Below are 24,691 nucleotides of genomic sequence, written 5' to 3'. Positions count from 1 at the left end.
TGGGAGCGAGCAAGCCCGCTCCCACAATTGAATTTTCATCGAATTCATATTCCTTAATAGAATATAAAACTGAATTTATATTATTTTTAACACTTTAAACCTCGCCCTATAGTCGCGCTCCCACACACCGCGTTTTTAGGGCAGGATACGACCACTGCGTCACCTGCTTCGCACACCACAAAAAACACAGGGGCTTGTCATGACTATTTCTGTATTGCGTCGAACGTTGCTGGTTGGCACTTTGGGCCTGGCCCTTGGCGCCGGGTTGCTGGGCCAGGCGGTTGCCGGCGAGCAACTGGGCAAGATCAAGAAGGCCGGCGAGATCAAGATCGGCCTGGAAGGCACCTACCCACCGTTCAGCTTCGTCGATGAAAGCGGCAAGCTCAGCGGCTTTGAAGTCGAGCTGTCCGAAGCCCTGGCCAAGGAGCTGGGCGTCAAGGTCAAGCTGCAAGCCACCCCGTGGGACGGCATCCTCGCCGCTCTGGAATCCAAGCGCCTCGACGCCGTGGTCAACCAGGTAACAATCTCCGAAGAGCGCCAGAAAAAGTACGACTTCTCCAAGCCCTACACCGTCTCCGGGATCCAGGCCCTGACCCTGGCGAAAAACGTCGACACCATCAAGACCGCCGATGACCTGGCCGGCAAAAAAGTCGGGGTAGGCCTGGGCACCAACTACGAACAATGGCTCAAGGACAACCAACCCAAAGCCATCATCAAGACCTATAACGACGACCCGACCAAGTTCCAGGACCTGCGCATTGGCCGTATCGACGCAATCCTGATCGACCGCCTGGCGGCCCTGGAATATGCGAAAAAAGCCAAGGACACCGCCGCTGCCGGTGAAGCCTTCTCCCGTCAGGAAGCCGGGATTGCCCTGCGCAAAGGCGAGCCTGAGCTGCTTGAGGCGGTCAACCAGGCCCTCGACAAACTGCGCGCCGACGGCACCTTGAAGAAGCTGTCCGAGAAATACTTCAACGCTGACGTCACTCAATAATGGAAGCAGGTTTCCAACTCGCGCTCGACTCCGCGCCCTTTCTGCTCAAGGGCGCGTACTACACGGTGATCCTCAGCCTCGGCGGGATGTTTTTCGGTTTACTGCTGGGCTTCGGCCTGGCCTTGATGCGCCTGTCGCGCTTCAAGCTCTTGAGCTGGACCGCCCGGGTGTACGTCTCGTTCTTTCGCGGCACGCCGTTGCTGGTGCAGCTGTTTTTGATCTACTACGGCTTGCCGCAAGTGGGAATCGAACTGGATCCGATCCCGGCGGCGATGATCGGCTTCTCGCTGAACATGGCCGCCTACGCCTGTGAAATCCTGCGTGCGGCCATCGGTTCCATCGAGCGTGGGCAGTGGGAAGCGGCCGCCAGTATCGGCATGACCCGTGCGCAGACCCTGCGCCGGGCCATCCTGCCGCAGGCCATGCGCACCGCCCTGCCGCCCTTGGGCAACAGCTTTATTTCGCTGGTCAAGGACACGGCGCTGGCCGCTACGATCCAGGTGCCCGAACTGTTCCGCCAGGCTCAACTGGTGTCTGCGCGCACCTTTGAAATTTTCACCATGTACCTGTCCGCGGCCCTGATCTACTGGGTCCTGGCAAGCATCCTGGCGCATTTTCAGAATCGCCTGGAAGACCGGGTCAACCGGCATGACCTGGAGTCTTGAAGCATGATCGTGGTTGAAAAACTGACCAAACAATTCAAGGGTCAGGTGGTGCTCAACGGCATCGACCTGGAGGTCAAGGAAGGCGAAGTCGTCGCCATCATCGGTCCCAGCGGGTCCGGCAAGACCACCTTCCTGCGCTGCCTGAATTTCCTCGAAGAACCCACCAGTGGCCGGATCAAGGTCGGCGACATCCAGATCGACGGCAGCCGCCCGCTCAACCAGCAACAAAGCCTGGTGCGACGCCTGCGTCAGCATGTGGGCTTTGTGTTCCAGAACTTCAACCTGTTCCCCCACCGCACCGCGCTGGAAAACGTCATCGAAGGCCCGCTGGTGGTCAAGAAGATGGCGCCTGACGCCGCCGACCGCCTCGGTCGCTCGCTACTGGCCAAGGTCGGCCTGGCGGGCAAAGAGGACGCCTATCCCCGGCGCCTGTCCGGTGGTCAGCAGCAACGGGTGGCTATTGCCCGGGCCTTGGCGATGGAACCGGAAGTCATCCTGTTCGATGAACCGACCTCGGCCCTCGATCCGGAGTTGGTCGGCGAAGTGCTGGCAACCATCCGCAGCCTGGCCGAAGAGAACCGCACCATGGTCATCGTCACCCACGAAATGAGCTTTGCCCGGGATGTGGCCAACCGGGTGATCTTTTTCGACAAGGGGGTGATCGTCGAGCAGGGCGAAGCCAAGGCGCTGTTTGCCAACCCCAAGGAAGAACGCACCCGGCAGTTCCTCAGCAAATTCCTCACCCACTAAAACAATCCTGACCGACTGTAGGAGCGAGCTTGCTCGCGAAAAACGTCAACGATAACGCGCAGAATCAGATTAACCGTGTCGTCTGGACGTTCTTCGCGAGCAAGCTCGCTCCTACAGGGATTGGCGTGCCTCACATAGAAAAGCACCCTACCCAAACCCGCCTTTACACCCCCTCCCAGTCAGACCCATCTGAATAATCCCAAACCCGCCGTTTAGCCTTTTGCCGCCATTGACGCCCCCTGGCCAACCCTCTTATCTAAGGCCCAGAGGATTGGATCCTATCCTGGCTTTTCAAAAAAATCGTTCCTTTCGAACCCCACACTCAGGGTTCGGAACGATCGCTGCTGGCTGCATCAAGGAGATTATTTATGACGCACATTCCCCCCCTGGCCATGCTCGCCGCGCCGACAGTGCCCCAGGCCCTCAAACAAGGTATCAATGCGCAGGCCGCCACCCATTTGCAGGTCGATATCGCCCCGTACCCAAACATGGGCAAGGGCGACCTGATCGAGTTGTTCTGGAATAACTGCTTTGCCGCCTCCAAGCGCGTGAGCACCGCCGATATCGGTCAGCCCAGCAGCCTGCGGGTGCCCGAAAGTTTTGTGCAAAATGGCGCCGCGCGGATTCATTACCGGATCATGCAAGTGGGGCGCGGCCCGGCGCGTTCCCTGATTACCCGCGTGCAGGTCAAGACCGCATGCCCTGGCGGCCAGCCATCGGTGCTGTGTGGTGAAGAAAACCAGAGCCTGGCCCCTGTCGGCCTGCCGGAAACCATCCGTCGCCATGGGGTCAACCCCAGCCAGATCCGCCGGGGCGTGCCGTTGACCATCGAGCCCTACCTGAACATGGCCACCGGTGATGCAATCACCCTGCGCTGGGGCGATGCGCGCCTTGACCTGCCCCCCATCCAGGCCAACGAAGTGGGCCGGGCCGTGCACGTCTGGGTGCCTTCGACGCTGATCCTCGAAGCGGGGGACGATGCGCGCCAGGAGGTCACCTACTGCGTGATCGACCGCGTGGGCAACAACTCCCGCTGGGCCCCGCCACGCATTGTGAGCATCGCCCAGGCTCAGGCCCATGGCCCGGCCAGCCATCCGTCGGTGTACCAACCACGGCGTCTTGGCTCGCCCTGCGAGCCGGGGTGACAGACCTTCTATGCATATTCCTAAAAGTTAGTTTATTTAAAAAATAAACACGCTTAGGGTATATACACCGGACCACCGGACATTCCTGATTTTTAAGCTTTTCCACGGATGTGAGGTAGGTATGGTCAGAATCACCCCGGTGCACAACGCCAGGGCATTACGTGTAGCCACGCAGGGGCGCACCGATGTCTAACTTGGCGCAATCACCCCTCCAGAGCGATCTGGATATCGCCCCGCTACTGTTGCCCACCAAGGTGTTGCGCAACGACAGTGAAGCCCTCGCCGCCGCCCACGAGCTTGCCCAGGCCGCCCGCCTGCAAGCCGGGTTGCGCGACCGCCAGCGCAAACTGCCCTGGGCCGAAATCGAACAGTTCACCCGCAGTGGCCTGGGCAGTATTTCCATTCCCCGCGAATACGGCGGCCCGCAAGTGTCGTTCGTGACCCTGGCCGAAGTGTTCGCGATTATCAGCGCCGTCGACCCAGCCCTGGGGCAGATCCCGCAAAACCACTTCGGCATCTTGCACGTGCTGCAAGGCGCTGCCAGCCAAGCGCAGAAAAAACAGCTGTTCCAAAGCGTGCTGGATGGCTGGCGCATCGGCAACGGTGGCCCGGAGCGCGGCACCAAAAACACCCTGGATGTGAAGGCCCGGATCAGCGCCGAGGCTGATGGTTTTGTCATCAACGGCCAGAAGTTCTACTCCACCGGCGCGCTGTTTGCCCATTGGGTCGCGGTCAAGGCCCTGGATGACGAAGGCCGCCAGGTCATGGCGTTTGTGCGACGGGGCACCCCGGGGCTGCGCATCGTCGATGACTGGTCGGGCTTTGGCCAACGCACCACCGCCAGCGGCACCGTGCTGCTCAACAACGTGCCGGTGGACGCCGACCTGGTGGTGCCGACCTGGCGCCTGGGGCAAACCCCGGGCATCCAGGGCGCGGTCTCGCAATTGATCCAGGCGGCCATCGACGCCGGCATCGCCCGCGGCGCCCTCGACGACACCATCAGCTTTGTGCGTGAACGCGCGCGGCCATGGATCGACGCCAAGGTCGAGCGGGCCAGCGATGACCTCTATGTGATTGCCGATATCGGCAAACTGAAAATCGAACTGCACGCCGCCGAAGCCCTGCTACGCAAGGCCGGCCAAGTGCTGGACCAGGTCAGCGCCGCGCCCATCACCGAACACTCCGCCGCCCGTGCTTCGATTGCCGTGGCCCAAGCCAAGGTGCTGACCACCGAAGTCTCGCTGCTGGCCAGCGAGAAGCTCTTCGAACTGGCCGGCAGCCGCGCCACCCTCGCCGAATTCAACCTTGACCGCCACTGGCGCAATGCCCGGGTGCACACCCTGCACGACCCGGTGCGCTGGAAATATCACGCGGTGGGCGCCTGGTACCTCAATGGAACATTGCCGGCCCGGCATTCCTGGATCTGACGACCAGACCTCTGGAGAAAAACATGACGCTTTCCCATCCCGTCGCGGTCATCGCCAGCGATGAACAAGCCCTGATTGTCGCCAGCGACCTGGCCGAAGACTTTCGCCGTGACAGCGCCCTGCGCGATCGCGAACGCCGCCTGCCGCTCGCCGAACTGGAGGCCTTTTCCCGTTCCGGCCTGTGGGGCATCAGCGTGCCCAAGGCCTACGGCGGCGCTGGCGTATCCAACGTCACCCTGGCCAAGGTCATCGCCCTGATCGGCCAGGCCGATGCTTCACTGGGGCAGATCCCGCAGAACCATTTCTATGCTCTGGAAGTACTGCGCGTAAACGGCAGCCCGGCGCAGCAACAGCGCCTGTACGCCGAGGTGCTGGCCGGCCAGCGCTTTGGCAATGCCCTGGCGGAACTGGGCACCAAGACCGCCCATGACCGGGTGACCAAACTCGCCCGCGATGGTGACGGATTTCGTATCAGCGGCCGCAAGTTCTACGCCACCGGCGCGATCTACGCCCAGCGCATTCCCACATCGGTGGTGGACGAGCACGGCGTGCAACAACTGGCCTTTGTCCCGCGCGACAGCCAGGGCCTGACGGTGATTGACGACTGGAGCGGCTTTGGCCAGCGCACCACTGGCAGCGGCTCGGTGGTGTTCGACAACGTATGGGTCGGGGCCGAGGACGTGATCCCGTTCCAGAGCGCCTTTGAGCGCCCGACCACCGTGGGCCCGCTGGCCCAGATCCTTCATGCAGCCATCGACACCGGCATCGCCCGCGCGGCCTTTGAAGATGCCCTGCATTTTGTGCGCACCAAGACCCGGCCGTGGATCGACTCGGGCAATGACAAGGCCAGCGAAGACCCACTGACCCTCAAGAGCTTCGGCCACCTGAGCATCCGCCTGCACGCCACCGAAGCCCTGCTGGAGCGCTGCGGCGAATTCCTCGACCGCGCCCAGGCCGACAGCACCGCACAAACCGTCGCGGCGGCCTCGATTGCCGTGGCCGAAGCACGCGCCCTGAGCACCGAGATTTCCCTGGCCGCCGGCAGCACCCTGTTCGAACTCGCCGGCAGCCAGGCAACCCTTGCCGAACATGGCCTGGACCGCCACTGGCGCAACGCCCGGGTGCATACCCTGCACGACCCGGTACGCTGGAAATACCATGCGGTGGGCAACTACTACCTCAACGATGAAAACCCGCCACTGCGGGGGACCATCTGATGCCCAAGAAAAAGATCCTGCTCAATGCCTTCAACATGAACTGCATCGGGCATATCAACCATGGGCTGTGGACCCATCCACGGGACACCTCGACCCAGTACAAAACCATCGCATACTGGACCGAACTTGCGCAGCTGCTGGAGCGCGGCCTGTTCGACGGTTTGTTCATCGCCGATATCGTGGGTGTGTACGACGTCTATCAAGGCTCGGTCGACGTGCCGCTCAAGGAGTCGATCCAACTGCCGGTCAACGACCCGCTGCTGCTGGTCTCGGCCATGGCCGCCGTGACCAAGCACCTCGGCTTCGGCCTGACCGCCAACCTCACCTACGAACCGCCGTATCTGTTCGCCCGGCGCATGTCCACCCTCGATCACCTGAGCCGTGGCCGGGTGGGCTGGAACATCGTCACCGGCTATCTGGACAGCGCCGCCAAGGCCATGGGCCTCACCGAACAGGTCGAGCATGACCGGCGCTACGACCAGGCCGACGAGTACTTGGAGGTGCTGTACAAGCTCTGGGAAGGCAGCTGGGAAGACGACGCGGTGCTCAATGACCCCAAGCAACGGATCTATGCCCAGCCGGGCAAGGTGCACAAGATCGAGCACCACGGTGAGTTCTACCAAGTGGAGGGCTATCACCTGTGCGAGCCGTCGCCGCAGCGCACGCCGGTGCTGTTCCAGGCCGGCAGTTCCGAGCGCGGCCTGCTGTTCGCCGGGCGCCATGCCGAGTGCGTGTTTATCAGCGGGCAGAACAAGGCCGCGACCAAGGTACAAGTGGACAAGGTGCGCGCCAGCGCAGTCGAGGCCGGGCGCAAGCCGGACGACATCAAGGTGTTCATGGGGCTCAACGTGATTGTCGGCGCCACCGAGGCGTTGGCCTGGGCCAAGCACGCCGAGTACCTGAGCTACGCCAGTGCCGAAGCCGGCGTGGCGCACTTCAGCGCATCCACCGCCATCGATTTCTCGCAGTACGAACTGGATGAGCCGATCCAGTACGTGAAGAGCAACGCCATCCAGTCAGCCACCAAGACCTTGCAGAACAATGACTGGACCCGTCGCAAGTTGTTGGAGCAGCACGCATTGGGCGGGCGCTATATCACCCTGGTGGGTTCGCCTGCGCAGGTGGCGGATGAGCTGGAATCCTGGATCGCCGAGACCGGTCTGGATGGCTTCAACCTGACGCGCATTGTGACGCCGGAAAGCTATGTGGATTTTATCGAACTGGTGATTCCGGAGTTGCAAAGGCGCGGGTCGTACAAGACCGCTTATGAGACCGGGACACTGCGGGAAAAAGTGTTCCACCGCGATGCCTATTTACCCAAACAACACACCGGTTCCACCTACCGCCACCAACCCCTGTAGGAGCGAGCTTGCTCGCGAAAATCGTTAACGATAACGCGGGGTACCTGATACCCCGAGGCGCCCTCAGGTTTTTCGCGAGCAAGCTCGCTCCTACATTTGGAATATCAATGATGAAAAAAACCCTGCTCTCCCACCCAGTCAAAGCACTGGCCCTAGCTCTCGGTCTGTTCAGCTCGGCGGTATTTGCCGCCGATGCGCCGCTCAAAATCGGCACCACCGCCGCCTTCGCCATTCCCCTGGAAGCCGCCGTCGAAGAGGCCGGCAAGCAGGGCCTGAAAGTCGAGCTGGTGGAGTTCACCGACTGGATCGCGCCCAACGTCAGCCTCGCCGCCGGCGATATCGACGTGAACTACTTCCAGCACATCCCGTTCCTGGAAAACGCCAAGGCCGCCGCCGGTTTTGACTTGGTGCCGTTCAAGCCCGGGATCATCAACAACGTGGGCCTGTACTCGAAAAAATACAAAAGCTTCGATGAACTGCCCCAAGGCGCCAGCGTGGCCATCGCCAACGACCCGATCAACAGCGGGCGCGGCCTGCAACTGCTGGCCAAGGCGGGCTTGATCACCCTCAAGCCGGGCGTGGGCTACAAGGCCACCGAAGAAGACATCGTCGCCAACCCGAAAAAGATCAAGATCCTGCAGGTCGAAGCCGTGCAGTTGGTGCGCGCCTATGACGACGCCGACCTGGTGCAGGGCTACCCGGCCTATATCCGCCTGTCCAAGACCTTCAATGCCGAGTCGGCGCTGCTGTTCGACGGCCTCGACCATCCGGAATACGTGATCCAGTTCGTGACCCAGCCCAAAGGCACCACCGACCCGCGCGTCATCAAGTTCGTCGAGATCTACCAGCACTCGCCGGTGGTCCGCGCAGCCCTGGATAAATCCCTGGGCAAGCTCTACCAAGTCGGCTGGGAAGGCTGAATATGAGCGCCGCCAACGCCCAACTGCGCGACCTCGGCACACCGCCCAGGGACGCCCGGCAGACAGAGCTGCATCCGGACTTGAACCACGCCCATGTGCGTTTTATCAACTTGGGCAAAACCTATGACGGCACGGTGCACGCACTACAAGGTATCGACCTGGCGATCCAGCGCGGCGAAGTGTTCGGCATCATTGGCCGCAGCGGCGCTGGCAAGTCGTCGCTGATCCGCACCATCAACCGCCTGGAACAACCCAGCAGCGGCCGGGTGTTGATCGACCAGGTGGATATCGGCGACTTCGACGAAGACCGCCTGGTGGCCCTGCGGCGGCGCATCGGCATGATCTTCCAGCACTTCAACCTGATGTCGGCCAAGACCGTGTGGCAGAACGTCGAACTGCCGCTGAAAGTTGCCGGTGTGCCCAAGCCACAACGCGAGCAAAAAGTGCGTGAGCTCCTGGAATTGGTGGGCTTGCAGGACAAGCACAAGGCGTACCCGGCGCAGTTGTCCGGGGGCCAGAAACAACGGGTGGGCATCGCCCGCTCGCTGGTACACGACCCGCAGATCCTGCTGTGCGACGAAGCCACCTCGGCCCTGGACCCGGAAACCACCCAGTCGATCCTCGGCCTGTTGCGCGAGATCAACCAGCGCCTGGGCCTGACCATCGTGCTGATCACCCATGAGATGGCCGTGATCCGCGAAATCTGCGACCGCGTGGTGGTGCTGGAGCATGGGCGGATCGTCGAGCAAGGCCCGGTATGGGAAGTATTTGGCAACCCCCGGCATGAGGTCAGCAAAACCCTGCTCGCGCCCCTGCAACACGGCTTGCCCGACGAGTTGCAAAAACGCCTGCAAGCCACGCCGCAGTCAGCGCATGCAGCGGTGGTGCTGCGCCTGCAGTTTACCGGCGCCAGTGCCGACGAGCCGGACCTCGCCGCGCTGTTCAGCGCCCTGGGTGGGCGCGTGCGCCTGCTGCAAGGTGGGGTCGAACGCATCCAGGGCCACGCCCTGGGGCAATTGCTGCTGGCGGTGACGGGCTCAACCCTGGACGCCGACACATTACGCACCCGCGCCACGCGCTGGGCACAACAGGTCGAGGTGCTGGGTTATGTGGTTTGATCGTTTATTGCAGGGCGCCATCGACACCTTGTTGATGGTGGGCGTGTCGTCGTTGATCGCCTTGCTGGTGGGGATCCCGCTGGCGGTGTTCCTGGTGACCAGCGACAAGGGCGGCATCTACCAGGCCCCGGCGTTGAACCGGGTGCTGGGGGCGTTCGTCAATCTGTTCCGCTCCATCCCGTTCCTGATTCTGATGGTGGCGCTGATCCCCTTCACCCGCCTGATCGTCGGCACCACTTACGGCGTATGGGCCGCCGTGGTGCCACTGACCATCGCCGCCACGCCGTTCTTTGCGCGGATCGCCGAAGTCAGCCTGCGTGAAGTCGACCATGGCCTGATCGAAGCCGCGCAGGCCATGGGCTGCCGGCGCTGGCATATCGTCTGGCATGTGCTGTTGCCCGAAGCGCTGCCGGGGATTGTCGGCGGGTTCACCATTACCCTGGTGACCATGATCAACTCCTCGGCCATGGCCGGGGCGATTGGCGCCGGAGGCCTGGGGGACATCGCCTACCGCTACGGCTACCAGCGCTTCGACAGCCAGATCATGCTCACGGTGATTGTGCTGTTGGTGATTCTGGTGGCGGCAATCCAACTGGGCGGCGATCGCCTGGCGCGCGGGCTGAACAAGCGCTGAGGTATAGTCGGCAACTCTCTTTGCCCTGGTGCCGACTGCCATGAAACTCGCCCCCGACGACCTCGACCAGATTACTTCCACCACCCTGGGCCACTACAACCAGGTGGCCGAGGATTTTCGCGAAGGCACCCGCGACCACGATGTGAGCCAGAACATCGAGGCGTTGCTGCGGCATATCCAGGGTGATGCACCGTTTACCGTGCTGGACTTCGGCTGCGGGCCGGGGCGCGACTTGCAGACGTTTACCCGCCTGGGACATATCGCCGTCGGGCTCGATGGCGCCGAGCGGTTTGCGCAGATGGCGCGCCAGGACAGCGGCTGCGAAGTGCTGCACCAGGACTTCCTCAAGCTCGACCTGCCGGCCGAGCGTTTCGATGGGATTTTTGCCAATGCGGTGCTGTTTCATATTCCCAAGCAGGAATTGCCGCGCATTCTCAGGCAGTTGCATGGGGCGTTGAAGCCGGGTGGGGTGTTATTCAGCTCCAACCCCCGAGGGGAAAACCAAGAGGGCTGGAACGGGCCGCGTTATGGCTCGTATCACGACCTTGAGGCCTGGCAGGGGCTGCTGACTGCGGCGGGGTTTGTGGAGCTGGAGCACTACTATCGCCCCGCAGGCCTGCCGCGTGAGCAGCAGCCTTGGTTGGCCAGTGTGTGGCGTAAGGTCGGGGTTGTCTGAGCGCACGCTATCGCGGGCAAGCCCGCTCCTACGGGTGATCGCCTCCGGTATCAGGCCCACAGGCATTCTGAATAGCCAGTAGGCCTAGCCCTGCTGTCACGTCGGACCTTTCTGGATTTACCCCTCTCCCGCCTAGGGTCCTTTACTGCGACCTAACATCTTGCCTGTCATTTACGTACAAGGATTACGTCATGCAGGAAAGCGATCTTCATTCGGCAATCATGCGAAGCCAACTTGAGCTAGAACGAAATGGCATAGATTTCGGCTCGACTGCCAGCATGGCATTTCATCTGGGAAATACGATGACAAGCTGCCCGGCAGTCATGGTTTTGCCTAATACACCAGGCTGGACCCATGGCGCCAAGTACAAGTTACTCACGCCCACTCATGCCGACTCTTCTGTACCGAACACTACTTTTGAAGAGCTCTGGAAATGCACACAGCAACACTACGGCTTGACAGCAGCAACAGTTATAACCGGCATGGCGGGCATACCTATCAGCAAAATTGCTGTGGGAACCTGGGTCCACGTCGGCTCCAGCAAAACAACAAACCTGGTTAGCCTCATTGGAATGCGCTTTTTCCCTCGTACACTGATCAGACAGCCGACATTGGCCGGCATGGCGAAAGCGACTTTTGGTACCGTCCGGGTATTTGGCATTCTCGGGCGAGGCATCCCCTTCGTTGCTGCTGGTTTGGCTATTTTTGATCTAGTGAGTATTGGTAAGTGTGCCTATGAGGCAAGAAATGGAAAATAACCTGACCAGGGCCGAGATCAGTGAAAAAGTGATCCGGCTTTTCGTCGATATCATTGGCTTTATCGACCGAAGCCAGGTGACAGAACAAACGGACTTCATCCACGACTTTAAGATCATTGATGAAGATCTGACCTGCTTTGTCATGCAGATCAAATGGCAATTCAAATTGCAGGCAACTCAGGATGATTGGGATCACATCACGACTATCCAGCAAGTTGTCGATTTGATTGTTCAATGTCGGCGGAGGGGCAACTGACGCTATCGCGGGCAAGCTCGCTCCCACATTGGAATGTATTCCCCTGTAGGAGCGGGCTTGCCCGCGATGGACTCAAGAACACCGCTAATCCACCTGATACACCACCGGCTCCGCCCCCACCACCAACGCCGTCACACTGCGCCCGGCATACCCTTCCCGCTGTTCCTGCGCAAAATTGGCCACCAACCGCGTGCCATCGGCAAAGGTGGTCTGCTGCACCAGCCGGTCGCTGCTCAGCCAGCGAAAATCCGTCAGCGCCTGGGTCGCCAGACGCTCATGCAACGGGCGAAAGAACCCATCCTGGCGCTGGATCATTGGCAAGCGCTGCTTCAACGTAGCGGCACTCAGATGATAGAGCGGCGGTACGTTGTAAAGCAGTTGGGTCAGCTCGTTTTCCGCCTGCACATTGCTCAGTTTCAGGCTGTCGAACAGCCAGTGATGGGTGGTGATGACCGAGCCATGGAAGACCGCCTGATATAACGGCAGGCGCATCGCCGGGGCAAAGTACACGGTGCGCAGCGGCTCTTTGAGCGGCACGCGCTTGAAGAATACCGCTGGCTGTTCCGGTGGGTACCAGGCCCCCACGTAGTAAGGCGATTGCTTGTCCTGGGTCATCTCGCGGTCGCCCCAGCCCATGACCGGCGTCTGCATGCCATGGGCGAACAACACGCCCCGGGCGGTGGTGGCGTTGCCGTCTTCGGAACCCACTGGCAACTGCAGGTGATTGCCGATCCAGCGGGCCGCGTCGACATTACCTTCAGCGTTCTGTGCCTGGGTCATGCCCAGCACCGAGCGATAGCTGTCAAACAACATGCCGGTGGCGTATGCATCGAGAAACCAGGCATTGAACCCGGCCCGGGCCTGCACCGCTGCCACCCGTGCCTCCAACAGCGGGCGCACGCAGCGCGGGTCGGTGTAATGCCCGGACTTCTGGAAACCGGTCTTGAGCTGGCCGTTCTTGAGCATGATCGCGCAGTCGCGGTAGGCGCGGCTGCCCAGGTGCGCGGTGATCCAATCGGGGTTTTCGCTATCCGCCAGCGCGGTTTCATAGGAGTCATAGGGCGCCATCAAGTATCCGGCCTCGACCCCCTTGCGCACCGCCTCGGAGTGCCAGAGCCCGCCTTCCCAGCCCTCCCCCAGGGTCAACAGCAGGCGTTGCAGGCCGCTGTCCTGCAGGGTCTTTATCGTGGCTGTCGACAACGTGCTGCCCCAGGCTTGAGGGGGGGAGTTCAAGGCGCTGGCAAACGCCAACGCCAGTTCCTCACGGACTGCACCGTAGCCAGCGGCGAGTGCCTGCATATCGGGCTGCACCTGGGCCTGCCAGTTCAACCGCGCCTTTTTGTTCAGCGCCGCGTTAAGCCCTCTGAGCAGCACACCTTGCTGATAGCGATCCAGAAACGGCAGGGTAACTTGCACCACCTGCGCCGCTTGCGGGTCCAGCAGGCCATTGAGTTGTGCGCCCAGCCCGTCAGGGGCGCGCAGCAATGTGCGTAACTGCGCCCAATCGCGCACATCGCCCAGGCCCAGCAGGTCATTGCCCCACAGGTACACATGGCTGGCGCCCAACAGTTTTTTGCCGGCGGGGATCTGTTGCAGCTTGTCTGCCAAAGGCTCGTAGCGCCCCTGCTCTATCAGCCATTGGCGATAACGTTTGGCACCGGCCAGCACGTCGGCCTCGCCCAGGTTCAGGCGCAGGGTCATGGGCGCGGTGGGGTCAAGGCCGGTGAATTCATGGTGCAGCGACAAGCCCAGGCGCGAGCCCTCGGCCTGCCACTGCAAGCGATTGTTGTAGGGGTTGGTCAGCAGCCAGTTGAGGGTAAAGCTGCCGTGGTCGACGCCCCATAACGGCAGGCTCAGGTCCTGGGTGCTGTTCACGTCGCCCTGTTCGAGCAGGAAGTCTTGCCAGAGACGATTGCCGGCAGGGATGTAATGCCCCTCGGCCAAGGGCCAGATCAAACCATTGCCCATAGCGCTGGCAGGCTGGCGGATAAGCTCAAGCTCCGCGGCCTCGCGTGCGGTGACGGTGATGATCAGGTCGCGCTGGTCGAGGGTGGCGCTGAGGCGATAGGCACCGTTGTCCCATTGCCAATTGGCCTGTTGTTTGGACTGTTTCAACTGGCTGACCTGATGGGCCGCCACGCCACTGGCGGCTTGCACCGGTTCGCCGCCAGCCGGGGTGACGCGCACGGCCAAGGTGGCCGCGTCGAGTTCGATGCGCCACTGGGGGTTTTCCAGAACGGTGCTGGCCACTGCCAGTGGCGAGAGCAGCAGCATGCTGATGCACAGGGCGCGGCGCAGGTTACGGGGCATGACGTGGGCCTTCACAGGAGCGAAAGCCCGAGGGTAAAGCAATTTGTTGATCGGTACTTTTCCAAGGCCCATTTAAAGATTTTCCCCACTGCCTGCCCCCTCTCCACAGAGTCCTTCCCAACACTGTGTTCCCCACCACAGTGTTGCGTTACGGCGCGGTCTTGGGCTCGCGGATTTTGTACCAGGCCACATACAGCGCCGGCAAAAACAGCAACGTCAGCAAGGTCGCGATGATGATGCCGCCGATCATCGCGTAAGCCATCGGCCCCCAGAACACCTCCCGCGCGATGGGGATCATGCCCAGGCTGGCCGCCGCCGCCGTCAGCAGGATCGGCCGGCGCCGGTGTTCAGTGGCTTGCACCACCGCGTCCCACGGCGTGTAGCCATCACGCTCATAGGCGTCGATCTGGGTCACCAGGATCACCGAGTTGCGGATGATGATGCCGATCAGCGCCAGGATCCCCAGGATCGCCACAAAGCCCATGGGCGTGCCGGTGGGAATCAGCGCCAACGCCACGCCGATCAGGCCCAGTGGGGCCACGCTGGCCACCAGGAACGTCTTCTGCACGCTGTGCAATTGGATCATCAAAAAGGTCGCCATCAAGAACAGCATCAACGGCACCACGCTGGCAATCGGGCCCTGGGCCTTGCCGCTTTCCTCCACGGTGCCGCCGGTTGCGACCTTGTAGCCCACCGGCAAACCGGCGCTGAACTTGTCGATTTCAGGCTTGAGCTGCTTGACCAGGTCGGTCGGCTGCATCTCATCGCGCACGGCGGCCTTGATGGTGATGGTCGGCAGGCGATCGCGGCGCCACACCAGCGGCTGCTCCAACTCGTAGCGCACAGTGGCAAAGGCCAGCAGCGGAATCGAAGTGCCGCTGGGGGTGACGATCTGCAGGTTCTGCAAGGTTTCCGGGGTACCGCGTTCGGCGTCTTCGGCGCGGCCGACCACGTTGATCAGGTAGATATCGTCGTGCACCTGGGTCACGGCCGCGCCGCTGACCACGCTGTTCATCAACTGCGCCACATCTTCGGACGACAGCCCGAGTTGGCGCGCCTTGTCCTGGGCAATATCGATCCGCAGCACTTTGCCCGGCTCGTTCCAGTCGTAGATGATCTCGCCCAGGTGGCTGTTTTTATCCAGCAGTGTCGCCAGCTCGATGGCGTGTTTGCGCACCTGATCGATGTCCTTGCCCGACACCCGATACTGGATCGGCCGCCCGACCGGCGGGCCCATTTCCAGAGGTTGGACAAAGCTGCCGACACCCACAAAGTCATCGCGCAAACGTTTTTGCAGGCGCTCGATCAACGCACCGCGCTCTTCCAGACCTTTGCTGACGATCACCAACTGCGCGTAATACGGGTTCTCCAGTTGCTGGTCCAGGGGCAGGTAGAAGCGGATCGCCCCCTGACCGATGTAGGTGCTCCAGCGCGTGATATCCGGATCGTCCTTGATGATCGCTTCCAGACGGTCCACCGCCTTACGGGTTTCGTTGATCGAGGCGTTTTGCGGCAGGTTGAGATCGACGAGGATTTCCGGGCGATCCGACGACGGGAAGAACTGGTTTTGCACAAACTGCATGGAAAACACCGACGCCGCGAACAGCAGCACCGTGAGGCCGATCGCCCACCAGCGATTGCGCATGGCCCACAACATGCCGCCATTGAAGGCCCGGCCAATGCGCCCCGGCTCTTCATTGTGCGGTTTGACCTTGCTGCTGAGGATATGCACGCCAATCACCGGCGCAAACAACACGGCCACCACCCACGACACCAGCATCGCCACGGCAATAACGGCAAACAGGGTGAAGGTATATTCGCCGGCCGAGCTGGCGTTAAGGCCAATGGGCACAAACCCGGCCACGGTCACTAGGGTCCCGGTGAGCATCGGGAACGCGGTGGAGGTGTAGGCAAAGGTCGCGGCCTGCTCCAGGGTTTCGCCTTTTTCCAGGCGGGTGATCATCATTTCCACGGTGATCATCGCGTCGTCCACCAGCAAACCAAGGGCGATGATCAACGCGCCCAGCGACACCCGCTGCATGGTGATGCCGCTGTACTCCATAAACACAAACACCAGTGCCAGCACCAGCGGGATCGAGCATGCCACCACCAACCCGGCACGCAGGCCGAGGCTGATAAAGCTCACCACCAGCACGATGATCACCGCCTCGAACAGCGCACTGGTGAAGCCGCCGACCGCTTCCTCCACCACCTCTGCCTGGTCCGACACCTTGTGCACGCCAATGCCCACCGGCAGGTCGGCCGTCAGCTCGTCCATGCGCTGGTGCAGCGCCTTGCCGAATTCCTGGATGTTGCCGCCCTTCTGCATGGCGATGGCCAGGCCGATGGCTTGCTGACCGTTGAAACGAAACATTGGCCGCGCCGGATCCACATAGCCCCGGCTGATATCTGCGATATCCGCCAGGCGGTAGAAGCGGTCATTGAGACGCAGGTTGACGTCGGCCAGATCCTTTTCCGAGGCGAATTGCCCGGTGGTGCGCACCGAAATCCGCTCCGGCCCGGCCTCGATCACCCCGGCCGGGGTCACCGCGTTCTGCGATTGCAGGCTCTGCACCACATGGCGCTGGTCAATCCCCAGGGCGGCCAGTTTGCGCGTGGAGAAATTCAGGTAGATCACTTCGTCCTGCTGGCCGATCATCTCGACCTTGCCCAACCCCGGCACCGCCCGGATCTCGGCGCGCACCTGCTCGACGTAATCGCGCAACTGGCGCATCGACATGCCATCGGCGGTAAAGGCGTACACCGAGCCAAATACATCACCGAACTCGTCGTTGAACGACGGCCCCTGCAAGCCCTGGGGGAAGGTGCCGCGGATGTCGTCGATCTTCTTGCGCACCTGGTACCAGATCTCGGGGATCGCCTTGGCGCTGGTGGTGTCCTTGAGGAACACAAAAACCGTGGACTCACCGGGCCGGGTGTAGCTTTTTACATAGTCCAGCGAGTCCAGCTCTTCGAGCTTTTTCTCGATGCGGTCGGTGACCTGCTTGAGGGTTTCTTCCTGGGTTGCGCCCGGCCAGCGGGTCTGGATCACCATGGTCTTGATGGTGAAGGACGGATCTTCCTCGCGCCCCAGGTTCATGTAGGAAAACACGCCCATCAGCAGCGCGACGAACATCAGGTACCAGACGAAGGACTGATGCTTGAGCGCCCAGTCGGATAAGTTGAAGCTCCCTTTCATCGCGGGCTGTCCTCGTCGGTTTTGACTTTTTGTCCGGGTGTGAGGCTGTTGACGCCGGCACTGACCACACGCTCGCCAGGCTGCACCCCGCCGTTGAGCACGACACGGTTGGCATCGCGGCTGACCAGGGTCACATCACGGGGCTGCACGCTCTGCTGTTGCGTATCGACGACCCAGATGCGGGTCTTGCCTTCGACATCCTGCACCGCGCTGGCAGGCAGTTCGATACGCGGGGCGATGGCCGAGCTCAAGGTCACGCTGATCGCCGTGCCCAGGCGCAACGCCGGCGGCGTCTGGGCCAGGGTCAGGCGCGCGCGACGGGTGCGGGTGGCGCTTTGCGCCTGGGGCTCGATCTCGCGCACGGTAGCGGTGGTGTTGACGCTGGGGTCCAACTGGCTGGCCACCAGGAACACCACATCGCTCGGCAGGCGCTCGGCAAGGCCGGCGGGCAGGTCGATCACCGCTTCCTTGATGTCCGGACGGGCCAGGGTCACCACTTGCTGGCCAGCACTCACCACTTGGCCGGCTTCGGCATTCCAGGCGGTGACAATGCCGCCATGGTCGGTGCGCAACTCGGCATAGTTGAGCTGATCCCTGGCCTGGTCCACCGCCGCCTTGGCCTGGTCGAGGGAGGCCTGGGTGGTTTTCAGGTCGGTCTGGGCAACGTCCAGTTGCGCCTGGGCGCCGACACCACGGTTGAACAGTTCCTGCTGGCGACGCGCATTGGCCTGGGCGTTGATAAATTGCGCCTGGACCCGCGCCAGATCGCCTTGGGCAGCGCGCAACTGGTTCTGCTGGTCAGTGGGGTCGAGCACCGCCAGCAAGGCGCCCTTGCTGACTTCGGCGCCCACATCCACAGCGCGCCGGGCGATACGCCCGGGCACACGGAAGCCCAGGTTGCTTTCGTAGCGGGCCTGGATCGTGCCGGCGAAGCGGCCGAGGTTTTCCTGGTCTTCGGCTTTCACCTCGACCCAGAGCACCGGGCGCACAGGTTCCGGCGCCGGCTCTTGCTTGGAACAGGCCATCAGCAACAGGCTGCTGGCGAGGATCAGCGTCAGGCGCTTCATGGCTGCACTCCCTGGGCCTGGTCCGGCGCTTGGGCGATCTCCACCAACATGCCTGGGTGCAGCAATTGCCCACCGGCCACCACGACCTTTTCACCGCCATTAAGGCCGTCGCTGATGATCACTTTGCCGGTCAGGTAGCGCGCGACAGTAACCTTGTGCAGTTGCGCCTTGCCGTCAGCGTCCACCAGCCACACGGCAGGCTCGCTGAGGTCTTTGGTCAGTGCGGCCCATGGCAGCTCGACGCTGGGCTTGGCTGGTCCATTGGCGGTGGCACTGACGACCGAACCCAATTGCATGCCCTTGGGCAAGGCCTCCAAGGCGATCTTCACTTGCACCGTGCCGCTGCTGGCCGCGACGGCGGGGGTTACTTCACGCACACGGCCCACGGCCTTGATACTCGGGTTATCCAGCAGGCTGACGGTGATCGGTACATCCGGCGCAGGTTCCGCCAGCAGCGATTCGTAGACGTCGAACACTGCGTCGCGCTCGCCGTCGCGGGCCAGGCTGAAAATCGGCATGGTGGCCTGCACCACCTGGCCGACTTCGGCCTGGCGCGCAGTGATCACCCCCGGCGCTTGGGCGATCAACGCCGTATAGCCCAACTGCTCACGGGCATTGGCCAACTGCGCCTGCGCGCCAGCCAGGGCACTTTGACTGCTGAGCAATGCGGCCTGGGCGGCGTCGTATTCGCTGCGGCTGGTGTAACCCTTGGGCAGGAGCTTTTCCTGGCGCACAAAAGCCGCCGCCGTCTGTTTGACCCGTGCCTGTTCCGCCACCACCTGGGCCTGGGCGGAATCGACATTGGTCTGCAAATCCTTGGGATCAAGCTTGGCCAGCACTTGCCGGGCCGTCACGCGGTCGCCGACATCGACCATGCGCTGGATAATCTTGCCGCCCACGCGAAATGACAAATCGGTCTGCACCCGCGCCTGGATATCCCCGGTGAGGGTCACCGCCGCCGCAAAATCGGTCGGCTGCACCGTTTGCACAAACACCCTGGAATGAGCCTTGGGTGCAGGCTTTTCCTGGCCACAGCCGCTCAGCAATGCCAGCAGGGCAAGGCCACAAATAACTGTTGAGGTGGGACCGCCCATGCAGACTCCTTCGCGTGATACTGACGTGCCAGTGTGTATGCGACTGTGAGCTTAGTTCAGGGTTCCGCCTTCGCCTGAGTGATTTACAGGCCTGCGATGATGCTGTTCTACACGATAAGATGTTGGTCCATGCCGGCGCGGAACGCCCTCAATGCTCAAGACATTAGCGGTAGCCAATTACCGCTCGATCAATAAATTGGTGGTACCGCTGGATCGGCTGAACCTGATCACAGGCCCCAATGGCAGCGGCAAATCCAACCTGTACCGCGCCTTGCGCCTATTGGCAGAAACCGCCCAGGGCGGCGTGATCAATGCGCTGGCCCGCGAAGGTGGCCTGGATTCGACGTTCTGGGCCGGCCCCGAAAATATCAGCCGACGCATGCGCAGTGGCGAAGTCCCGGTACAAGCCAGCGTGGCCCAAGGTGCCAAGCGCTTGCGCCTGGGCTTTGCCGGGGAAGATTTCAGCTACGCGATTTCCCTGGGTTTGCCAGAACCCAGCGAGTCGTATTTTTCCCTGGACCCTGAGATCAAGAAAGAATGCATCTGGGCCGACCACGTGTACCGCCCGGCCAGCCTGCTGGTGCAGCGCTCCGGGCCGATGGTCCGCGCCCGTGATGGTCGCACCTGGGATGTCCTGGCCCAGCACACGCCCAACTATCAAAGCCTGTTCGATCAGGTCGGCAGCCTGCGCGGCTCGCCGGAAGTGCTGATGCTGCGCGAAAGCATTCGCGGCTGGCGCTTCTACGATCACTTTCGCAGCGACGCCGATGCGCCGGTACGCCTGCCGCAACTGGGCACGCGCACGCCGGTGTTGCATCACGATGGCCGCGACTTGGCGGCCGCGTTGCAGACCATCCGCGAAATCGGCGACCCCGAGGCATTGCAGCAGGCGGTGAGTGATGCATTTCCCGGCGCACGCTTGCATATCGAGCCATTGCAGGGCGGACGTTTCGCCATTGAGTTTTATCAGGAAGGATTGCTGCGGCCGCTGTCGGCGGCGGAGTTGTCGGACGGCACCTTGCGCTACCTGCTGCTGATCGCCGCGCTGCTGACGCCACGCCCGCCAACGATGATGGTGCTCAACGAGCCGGAAACCAGCCTGCACCCGGACCTGCTGCCCGCCTTGGCACGCCTGATCATCCAGGCATCAAAGCAATGTCAGGTGTGGGTGGTGTCCCATGCCAGCCGCTTGATCGCGGCGTTGCAGCAGGATGAGGGGTGCAATTCGATTGTGCTGGAGAAGGTGATGGGACAGACACAGATTGTGGGGCAGCGGGTGCTGGATGAGCCGGCTTGGCATTGGCCTCAGTAGGCGGCGCCTGTACTGCCGCCGTCGCGGCATAGGTATCTACACAACTTTCAGAAACTGACGAACTCTCCTGTGGCGAGCGGGCTTGCCCCGCGCTGGGCTGCGAAGCAGCCCAAAAAGCCCTCCACGTTTCTTCAGATAAACCGCGACGGCCGGGTTTAGGGCTGCTTCGCAGCCCAGCGAGGGGCAAGCCCGCTCGCCACAACTGCGCTATCTGCCTGGATTTAGGCGTTGCGGCAAAGTTGTGTAGATACCGATGGCCATCGCGGGCAAGCCCGCTCCCACATTTGGAATGCATTCTCCTGTGGGAGCGGGCTTGCCTGCGATAGCGGTGGAGCATTCAGTACAGGATCAACCCTGCCACTTACCCCCCTCAACAATCACACTCTCAGGCTTGGTGTCATCGCTCAGCTCTTTACGCACGTACTGGTCATACAGCTTGAGCAAGAACTTCTCTTCACCCAACTTCGCCAACTCGGCATTCACCCAGTCGCGCAGTTCGATATTGCCCTTCTTCACTGCCGGTGCAATCGGCGCTTCATCGCCCAGTTTCTCTTCAAGCACGCGGTAGCCCGGGTTCTGCTTGGCCCAGCTGAACAGCACCAGGTTGTCTTGCGCATAGGCATCGCCACGCCCAGCCGACAGGGCTTGCAGCGACTCGGTGTTTTTCTCGAACTTGAGCAGTTTCCAGTCCGGGTGGTTCTTGGTCAGCCAGATATCGGCCGTGGTGCCGGTGGTGACGATGGTGGTGCGGGTCGCCAGGTCGTCGAGGCTTTTCACCGTGCTGTCGTTAGGCACCAGGGCCTGGACCGCGACTTTCAGGTTGGGGTTGGTGAATTCCACCGCTTCCTTGCGCTCGGGGGTCACGGTCATGTTGGCGAGGATCAGGTCGACCTTGTCGCTCTGCAGGAACGGGATGCGGCTGGCCGGCTCCACGGCCACGAACTCGACCTTGTTCTCGTCGCCCAGCAGATCCTTGGCAAACCGGCGGCCGATGTCGGTATCAAAGCCCACATAGCGCCCAGCTTCATCGACAAACCCAAACGGTGGCTTATCGGTGAATACGCCGACGATCAGCTTGTCGCGGGCCTTGATCTTGTCGATATAACTCACCGCAGCCGGCGCAGCAGCGGCGGGTTTGGCCGGTTCTTCGGTTTTGTTGCAGCCGGCCAGTAAGGCGAGGCCGAGCAGCGGCAGTAACAACTTGGCAGTTTTCATGACAGCTCCAGTTCCTTGATTTTCTTGGGCAGTGTTGAAACAAACGAGAATTTCTCGAGGAACTGCTGCGCGCGTGCGGTCTGCGGGTTCGTAAAGAATGCCTCGGGGGTGTTGTGTTCGAGGATGCGGCCAGCCTCCATAAACACCACGCGGTCGGCGACGGCGCGGGCGAAGGCCATTTCGTGGGTGACGATCAGCAGGGTCATGCCATCGCGAGCCAGGTCCTGGATCACTTCCAGCACCTCCTTGACCATTTCCGGGTCAAGGGCCGCAGTGACTTCATCAAACAGCATGACCTGGGGGTTCATGCACAACGAGCGGACGATGGCGATGCGTTGCTGCTGACCACCGGACAACTGGCGCGGGAATGCATCGCGCTTGTCGGCGAGCCCCACCCGTTCCAGCAGTTTTTCCGCTTGCTCGCGGGCTTCGCGCAGGTCACGTTTTTGCACTTTCAGCGGGCCCAGCAGGATGTTGTCGAGCACGCTCATATGGGGGAACAGGTGATAACTCTGGAACACCATGCCCACGTCCTGGCGCACCTGGCGCCAGTCGGTGTGTTTATCCAGCAGCTGTTTGCCGGCAAAGCGCAAGCTACCGCTGTGGGCCACTTCCAGGCCGTTCAGGCACCGCAGCAAGGTGCTTTTGCCGCAGCCGCTGGGGCCGAGGATCACCAGCACTTCGCCGCTTTGCACACTCAGGTCGATGCCGTCGAGCACCTGCTGTGCGCCGAAAAATTTATTGAAACCCTGAAACTCGATCAATGCGCTCATGCTTGGGCCCAGCGCCGTTCCAGCACCTTGGAGGCGGCCGACAACGGGTAGCAGATAAAGAAGAAAAACAGGAACAGCGCGCCGTAGATCAATACCGACTCATAGGTGCGCTCGATGATTTGCTGGCCGACCTTGATCACATCCACCACGCCGATCAGCACCGCCAGGGAGCTGGTCTTGATGATCCGCGTGTAGACGTTGATGGTCGGCGGCGTCATGCGTTTGAGCGCTTGGGGCAGCAGCACAAAGCCGTAGAGTTGCGCCGCCGACAAGCCAATCGACAGCCCCGCCTCCCGTTGCCCACGCGGCAGCGAATGCAAGGCGCCACGCACCACTTCGCCCACTTCACTGGCGCCCCACAACGACAACACCAGCACCGCACACCAGAAACTGGGGATGCTCAGGCCGGTGAAAATCGGCAGGCCAAAAAACAGCAGGTACAGCCACACCAGCACCGGAATCGCGCGAAACAACTCCAGGTAAATGCGCAGCAGCAGGTTGATCGCACGCACATTCAAGGTGCGCAGCACCCCATACAACACCCCGCCAATCGTGCTGAAGACGATACTCAAGAACGAAATCGACAGGGTTTGCGCAGCGCCTTTGCCCAGTTGCGGCAACGACACCCACAACAACTCAAGACCCGAACTGGCCATGCTGGAGCCTCCTTTCCAGGCGGCTGAGCAGCAGCGACAGCGGCAAGAACAACAACACGCAGATCAGCGTGAGCACGGCGAGCATTTCGTAAGTCTTGTAGTAGAGGGCGATGTAGCTTTTGGTGGTGTAGAGAATCTCGGGGACCGCCACCGCCGAGACCACTGTGGTTTCCTTGAGCAGAAAAATGAAATTGGCGAACAGCGCCGGCAGGCTGAGGATCCCGGCCTGGGGCAGGATCACATGGCGCAGCAGTTGCCAGTCGGACAGGCCGATGGACTTGCCCGACTCGATCTGCGCCAGCGGCACCGCTTCCACACCGGCGCGCAGCACTTCGGTGAGGTAGGCGCCGCCCAAGAAGGTCATGGTGATAATCGCCGCCCAGAACCCGGAGATATTGATACCCAGGCCCGGCAAGGCGAAGTACACAAAAAACAGCTGGATCAGTAGCGGCGTGTTACGCGCCAGCTCCACATACAACGCCACCAGGCGCGACAGGTAGGGTGTGCGGAACACCAGCAGGGCCGCGTTGATCAGCGCCACCAGCAGCGAGGTGCCGATGGCGATCAAGCCCACTTGCAGAGTCACCCCCACGGCCTTGAGAAACGCCGGCAGGGTGCTGAGGATAAACGCGTAGTCAAAAGTCATTTCAAGTCCTGGGCGCCGCAGGGGTAATGCGGCGTAAACGCAGTCCGGTCCAGCGTGGGTAACGCCGGGAAGCGCTGACTTTAAAGGTATAAAAACCAAAATTTAAATACCGAAATAGCATATTGATATCACCCAAAAAGCTAACCGGTGGATTCGCCGGGTTGGCGGGTGACAGCTATTGTTCTGGGGTACGTAGGAAGGGTCTATTTTTCAGCGCTGAACGACAGGGATGGACAGCGCGTGGCCAGACTGAGGGCCATTTAACCAGCGAGGGAATGACAGATGAGCGAGACCAAACCGATCGATCCGCAGGACTTGGTGAAGTGGTTGGTGGCTCTGCGACGGGCGATCAACAGCCGGGATTGACAGGCATAACGCCAAAGCAATGTGGGAGCGGGCTTGCTCGCGAAAGCGGTGGTTCAGTCAACACAGACAGTGACTGCACCACCGCATTCGCGAGCAAGCCCGCTCCCACATGACGCTCGGCGTTCAAACCTT

Annotated in this window: 22 protein-coding genes; 14 read left to right on the top strand and 8 right to left on the bottom strand. The window is 61.6% G+C overall.

Annotated features, from left to right (window positions below; all coding sequences use genetic code 11):
* Window positions 1–199 precede the first annotated feature (199 nt).
* The 13 genes from tcyJ to JTY93_RS01040 all read left to right on the top strand — a co-directional run bounded on the left by tcyJ (window position 200) and on the right by JTY93_RS01040 (window position 11,921).
* Window positions 200–994: a cystine ABC transporter substrate-binding protein gene (gene tcyJ, locus JTY93_RS01100; protein ID WP_205477201.1), complete on the top strand. Its 795-nt coding sequence runs from the start codon at window positions 200–202 to the stop codon at window positions 992–994.
* Entirely contained in the window at window positions 994–1,659 is a 666-nt protein-coding gene (tcyL, locus tag JTY93_RS01095) for a cystine ABC transporter permease (RefSeq protein ID WP_029299561.1), read from the top strand. Before tcyJ ends, tcyL begins: the two co-directional genes overlap by 1 nt.
* 3 nt (window positions 1,660–1,662) lie before the next feature.
* Complete coding sequence (tcyN, locus tag JTY93_RS01090; protein WP_205477202.1) at window positions 1,663–2,409, top strand: L-cystine ABC transporter ATP-binding protein TcyN; 747 nt, start codon at window positions 1,663–1,665, stop codon at window positions 2,407–2,409.
* 368 nt (window positions 2,410–2,777) lie between these two features.
* A complete protein-coding gene (locus JTY93_RS01085) occupies window positions 2,778–3,554 on the top strand; it encodes a hypothetical protein (RefSeq protein WP_205477203.1) in 777 nt (258 codons plus the stop codon).
* Between the two features lie 185 nt (window positions 3,555–3,739).
* Entirely contained in the window at window positions 3,740–4,981 is a 1,242-nt protein-coding gene (locus JTY93_RS01080) for an SfnB family sulfur acquisition oxidoreductase (protein ID WP_205518967.1), read from the top strand.
* A gap of 23 nt (window positions 4,982–5,004) precedes the next feature.
* Window positions 5,005–6,198, top strand: coding sequence for an SfnB family sulfur acquisition oxidoreductase (locus JTY93_RS01075; RefSeq protein ID WP_205477205.1), 1,194 nt, complete (start codon window positions 5,005–5,007; stop codon window positions 6,196–6,198).
* Window positions 6,198–7,559, top strand: a complete 1,362-nt coding sequence (locus JTY93_RS01070; protein ID WP_205477206.1) for an LLM class flavin-dependent oxidoreductase — start codon at window positions 6,198–6,200, stop codon at window positions 7,557–7,559. Before JTY93_RS01075 ends, JTY93_RS01070 begins: the two co-directional genes overlap by 1 nt.
* 110 nt (window positions 7,560–7,669) lie before the next feature.
* The gene (locus tag JTY93_RS01065; RefSeq protein WP_205477218.1) at window positions 7,670–8,479 is read left to right on the top strand and encodes a MetQ/NlpA family ABC transporter substrate-binding protein; all 810 of its coding nucleotides are present in this window, start codon (window positions 7,670–7,672) and stop codon (window positions 8,477–8,479) included.
* Window positions 8,480–8,481: 2 nt separating this feature from the next.
* Complete coding sequence (locus JTY93_RS01060; RefSeq protein WP_205477207.1) at window positions 8,482–9,597, top strand: methionine ABC transporter ATP-binding protein; 1,116 nt, start codon at window positions 8,482–8,484, stop codon at window positions 9,595–9,597.
* A complete protein-coding gene (locus JTY93_RS01055; protein ID WP_169991783.1) occupies window positions 9,587–10,231 on the top strand; it encodes a methionine ABC transporter permease in 645 nt (214 codons plus the stop codon). Before JTY93_RS01060 ends, JTY93_RS01055 begins: the two co-directional genes overlap by 11 nt.
* Before the next feature lie 40 nt (window positions 10,232–10,271).
* A complete protein-coding gene (locus tag JTY93_RS01050) occupies window positions 10,272–10,907 on the top strand; it encodes a class I SAM-dependent methyltransferase (RefSeq protein WP_205477208.1) in 636 nt (211 codons plus the stop codon).
* Between the two features lie 191 nt (window positions 10,908–11,098).
* A complete protein-coding gene (locus JTY93_RS01045) occupies window positions 11,099–11,665 on the top strand; it encodes a hypothetical protein (RefSeq protein WP_205477209.1) in 567 nt (188 codons plus the stop codon).
* Complete coding sequence (locus tag JTY93_RS01040; RefSeq protein WP_169991777.1) at window positions 11,655–11,921, top strand: acyl carrier protein; 267 nt, start codon at window positions 11,655–11,657, stop codon at window positions 11,919–11,921. The genes JTY93_RS01045 and JTY93_RS01040 overlap by 11 nt, the downstream gene beginning before the upstream one ends.
* An 84-nt stretch (window positions 11,922–12,005) precedes the next feature.
* Here JTY93_RS01040 and JTY93_RS01035 read toward each other — a convergent pair whose 3' ends face one another.
* From JTY93_RS01035 to JTY93_RS01020, 4 genes are all read right to left on the bottom strand, one after another.
* A complete protein-coding gene (locus tag JTY93_RS01035; RefSeq protein ID WP_205477210.1) occupies window positions 12,006–14,231 on the bottom strand; it encodes a glycoside hydrolase in 2,226 nt (741 codons plus the stop codon).
* A gap of 148 nt (window positions 14,232–14,379) precedes the next feature.
* Window positions 14,380–17,430 (bottom strand): efflux RND transporter permease subunit, encoded by a 3,051-nt coding sequence (locus JTY93_RS01030; protein ID WP_205477211.1) that lies wholly within the window; start codon window positions 17,428–17,430, stop codon window positions 14,380–14,382.
* Complete coding sequence (locus JTY93_RS01025) at window positions 17,427–18,497, bottom strand: efflux RND transporter periplasmic adaptor subunit (RefSeq protein WP_205477212.1); 1,071 nt, start codon at window positions 18,495–18,497, stop codon at window positions 17,427–17,429. The genes JTY93_RS01030 and JTY93_RS01025 overlap by 4 nt, the downstream gene beginning before the upstream one ends.
* On the bottom strand, window positions 18,494–19,591 hold the full coding sequence (locus JTY93_RS01020) for an efflux RND transporter periplasmic adaptor subunit (RefSeq protein ID WP_205477213.1): 1,098 nt from the start codon (window positions 19,589–19,591) through the stop codon (window positions 18,494–18,496). Before JTY93_RS01020 ends, JTY93_RS01025 begins: the two co-directional genes overlap by 4 nt.
* Before the next feature lie 151 nt (window positions 19,592–19,742).
* Here JTY93_RS01020 and JTY93_RS01015 point away from each other — a divergent pair, with 151 nt between their 5' ends.
* A complete protein-coding gene (locus JTY93_RS01015; RefSeq protein ID WP_205477214.1) occupies window positions 19,743–20,903 on the top strand; it encodes an AAA family ATPase in 1,161 nt (386 codons plus the stop codon).
* Between the two features lie 348 nt (window positions 20,904–21,251).
* Here JTY93_RS01015 and JTY93_RS01010 read toward each other — a convergent pair whose 3' ends face one another.
* Genes JTY93_RS01010 through JTY93_RS00995 form a run of 4 tightly spaced genes read right to left on the bottom strand, consistent with a single transcriptional unit; the run spans window position 21,252 to window position 24,193 of the window.
* Window positions 21,252–22,118 carry a transporter substrate-binding domain-containing protein gene (locus JTY93_RS01010; protein WP_169991764.1) on the bottom strand — a complete coding sequence of 289 codons (867 nt, stop codon included), beginning with the start codon at window positions 22,116–22,118 and terminating at the stop codon, window positions 21,252–21,254.
* The gene (locus JTY93_RS01005; RefSeq protein ID WP_205479064.1) at window positions 22,115–22,891 is read right to left on the bottom strand and encodes an amino acid ABC transporter ATP-binding protein; all 777 of its coding nucleotides are present in this window, start codon (window positions 22,889–22,891) and stop codon (window positions 22,115–22,117) included. Before JTY93_RS01005 ends, JTY93_RS01010 begins: the two co-directional genes overlap by 4 nt.
* Window positions 22,888–23,547, bottom strand: coding sequence for an amino acid ABC transporter permease (locus JTY93_RS01000; protein WP_205479062.1), 660 nt, complete (start codon window positions 23,545–23,547; stop codon window positions 22,888–22,890). The genes JTY93_RS01005 and JTY93_RS01000 overlap by 4 nt, the downstream gene beginning before the upstream one ends.
* Window positions 23,528–24,193 carry an amino acid ABC transporter permease gene (locus JTY93_RS00995; RefSeq protein ID WP_205479060.1) on the bottom strand — a complete coding sequence of 222 codons (666 nt, stop codon included), beginning with the start codon at window positions 24,191–24,193 and terminating at the stop codon, window positions 23,528–23,530. Before JTY93_RS00995 ends, JTY93_RS01000 begins: the two co-directional genes overlap by 20 nt.
* Window positions 24,194–24,691 lie beyond the last annotated feature (498 nt).

Source organism: Pseudomonas hygromyciniae, from assembly GCF_016925675.1.
Classification (GTDB): domain Bacteria; phylum Pseudomonadota; class Gammaproteobacteria; order Pseudomonadales; family Pseudomonadaceae; genus Aquipseudomonas; species Aquipseudomonas hygromyciniae.
Note: the sequence above shows the minus strand (reverse complement) of the source record. Positions and strands in the feature narration are given on the sequence as shown.

Bases quoted from the DNA above. Each gene is read 5' to 3' on its own strand.
- tcyJ (WP_205477201.1), top strand. From the start codon at position 200: ATGACTATTTCTGTATTGCGTCGAACGTTGCTGGTTGGCACTTTGGGC.
- tcyL (WP_029299561.1), top strand. From the start codon at position 994: ATGGAAGCAGGTTTCCAACTCGCGCTCGACTCCGCGCCCTTTCTGCTC.
- tcyN (WP_205477202.1), top strand. From the start codon at position 1,663: ATGATCGTGGTTGAAAAACTGACCAAACAATTCAAGGGTCAGGTGGTG.
- JTY93_RS01085 (WP_205477203.1), top strand. From the start codon at position 2,778: ATGACGCACATTCCCCCCCTGGCCATGCTCGCCGCGCCGACAGTGCCC.
- JTY93_RS01080 (WP_205518967.1), top strand. From the start codon at position 3,740: ATGTCTAACTTGGCGCAATCACCCCTCCAGAGCGATCTGGATATCGCC.
- JTY93_RS01075 (WP_205477205.1), top strand. From the start codon at position 5,005: ATGACGCTTTCCCATCCCGTCGCGGTCATCGCCAGCGATGAACAAGCC.
- JTY93_RS01070 (WP_205477206.1), top strand. From the start codon at position 6,198: ATGCCCAAGAAAAAGATCCTGCTCAATGCCTTCAACATGAACTGCATC.
- JTY93_RS01065 (WP_205477218.1), top strand. From the start codon at position 7,670: ATGAAAAAAACCCTGCTCTCCCACCCAGTCAAAGCACTGGCCCTAGCT.
- JTY93_RS01060 (WP_205477207.1), top strand. From the start codon at position 8,482: ATGAGCGCCGCCAACGCCCAACTGCGCGACCTCGGCACACCGCCCAGG.
- JTY93_RS01055 (WP_169991783.1), top strand. From the start codon at position 9,587: ATGTGGTTTGATCGTTTATTGCAGGGCGCCATCGACACCTTGTTGATG.
- JTY93_RS01050 (WP_205477208.1), top strand. From the start codon at position 10,272: ATGAAACTCGCCCCCGACGACCTCGACCAGATTACTTCCACCACCCTG.
- JTY93_RS01045 (WP_205477209.1), top strand. From the start codon at position 11,099: ATGCAGGAAAGCGATCTTCATTCGGCAATCATGCGAAGCCAACTTGAG.
- JTY93_RS01040 (WP_169991777.1), top strand. From the start codon at position 11,655: ATGGAAAATAACCTGACCAGGGCCGAGATCAGTGAAAAAGTGATCCGG.
- JTY93_RS01035 (WP_205477210.1), bottom strand. From the start codon at position 14,231: ATGCCCCGTAACCTGCGCCGCGCCCTGTGCATCAGCATGCTGCTGCTC.
- JTY93_RS01030 (WP_205477211.1), bottom strand. From the start codon at position 17,430: ATGAAAGGGAGCTTCAACTTATCCGACTGGGCGCTCAAGCATCAGTCC.
- JTY93_RS01025 (WP_205477212.1), bottom strand. From the start codon at position 18,497: ATGAAGCGCCTGACGCTGATCCTCGCCAGCAGCCTGTTGCTGATGGCC.
- JTY93_RS01020 (WP_205477213.1), bottom strand. From the start codon at position 19,591: ATGGGCGGTCCCACCTCAACAGTTATTTGTGGCCTTGCCCTGCTGGCA.
- JTY93_RS01015 (WP_205477214.1), top strand. From the start codon at position 19,743: ATGCTCAAGACATTAGCGGTAGCCAATTACCGCTCGATCAATAAATTG.
- JTY93_RS01010 (WP_169991764.1), bottom strand. From the start codon at position 22,118: ATGAAAACTGCCAAGTTGTTACTGCCGCTGCTCGGCCTCGCCTTACTG.
- JTY93_RS01005 (WP_205479064.1), bottom strand. From the start codon at position 22,891: ATGAGCGCATTGATCGAGTTTCAGGGTTTCAATAAATTTTTCGGCGCA.
- JTY93_RS01000 (WP_205479062.1), bottom strand. From the start codon at position 23,547: ATGGCCAGTTCGGGTCTTGAGTTGTTGTGGGTGTCGTTGCCGCAACTG.
- JTY93_RS00995 (WP_205479060.1), bottom strand. From the start codon at position 24,193: ATGACTTTTGACTACGCGTTTATCCTCAGCACCCTGCCGGCGTTTCTC.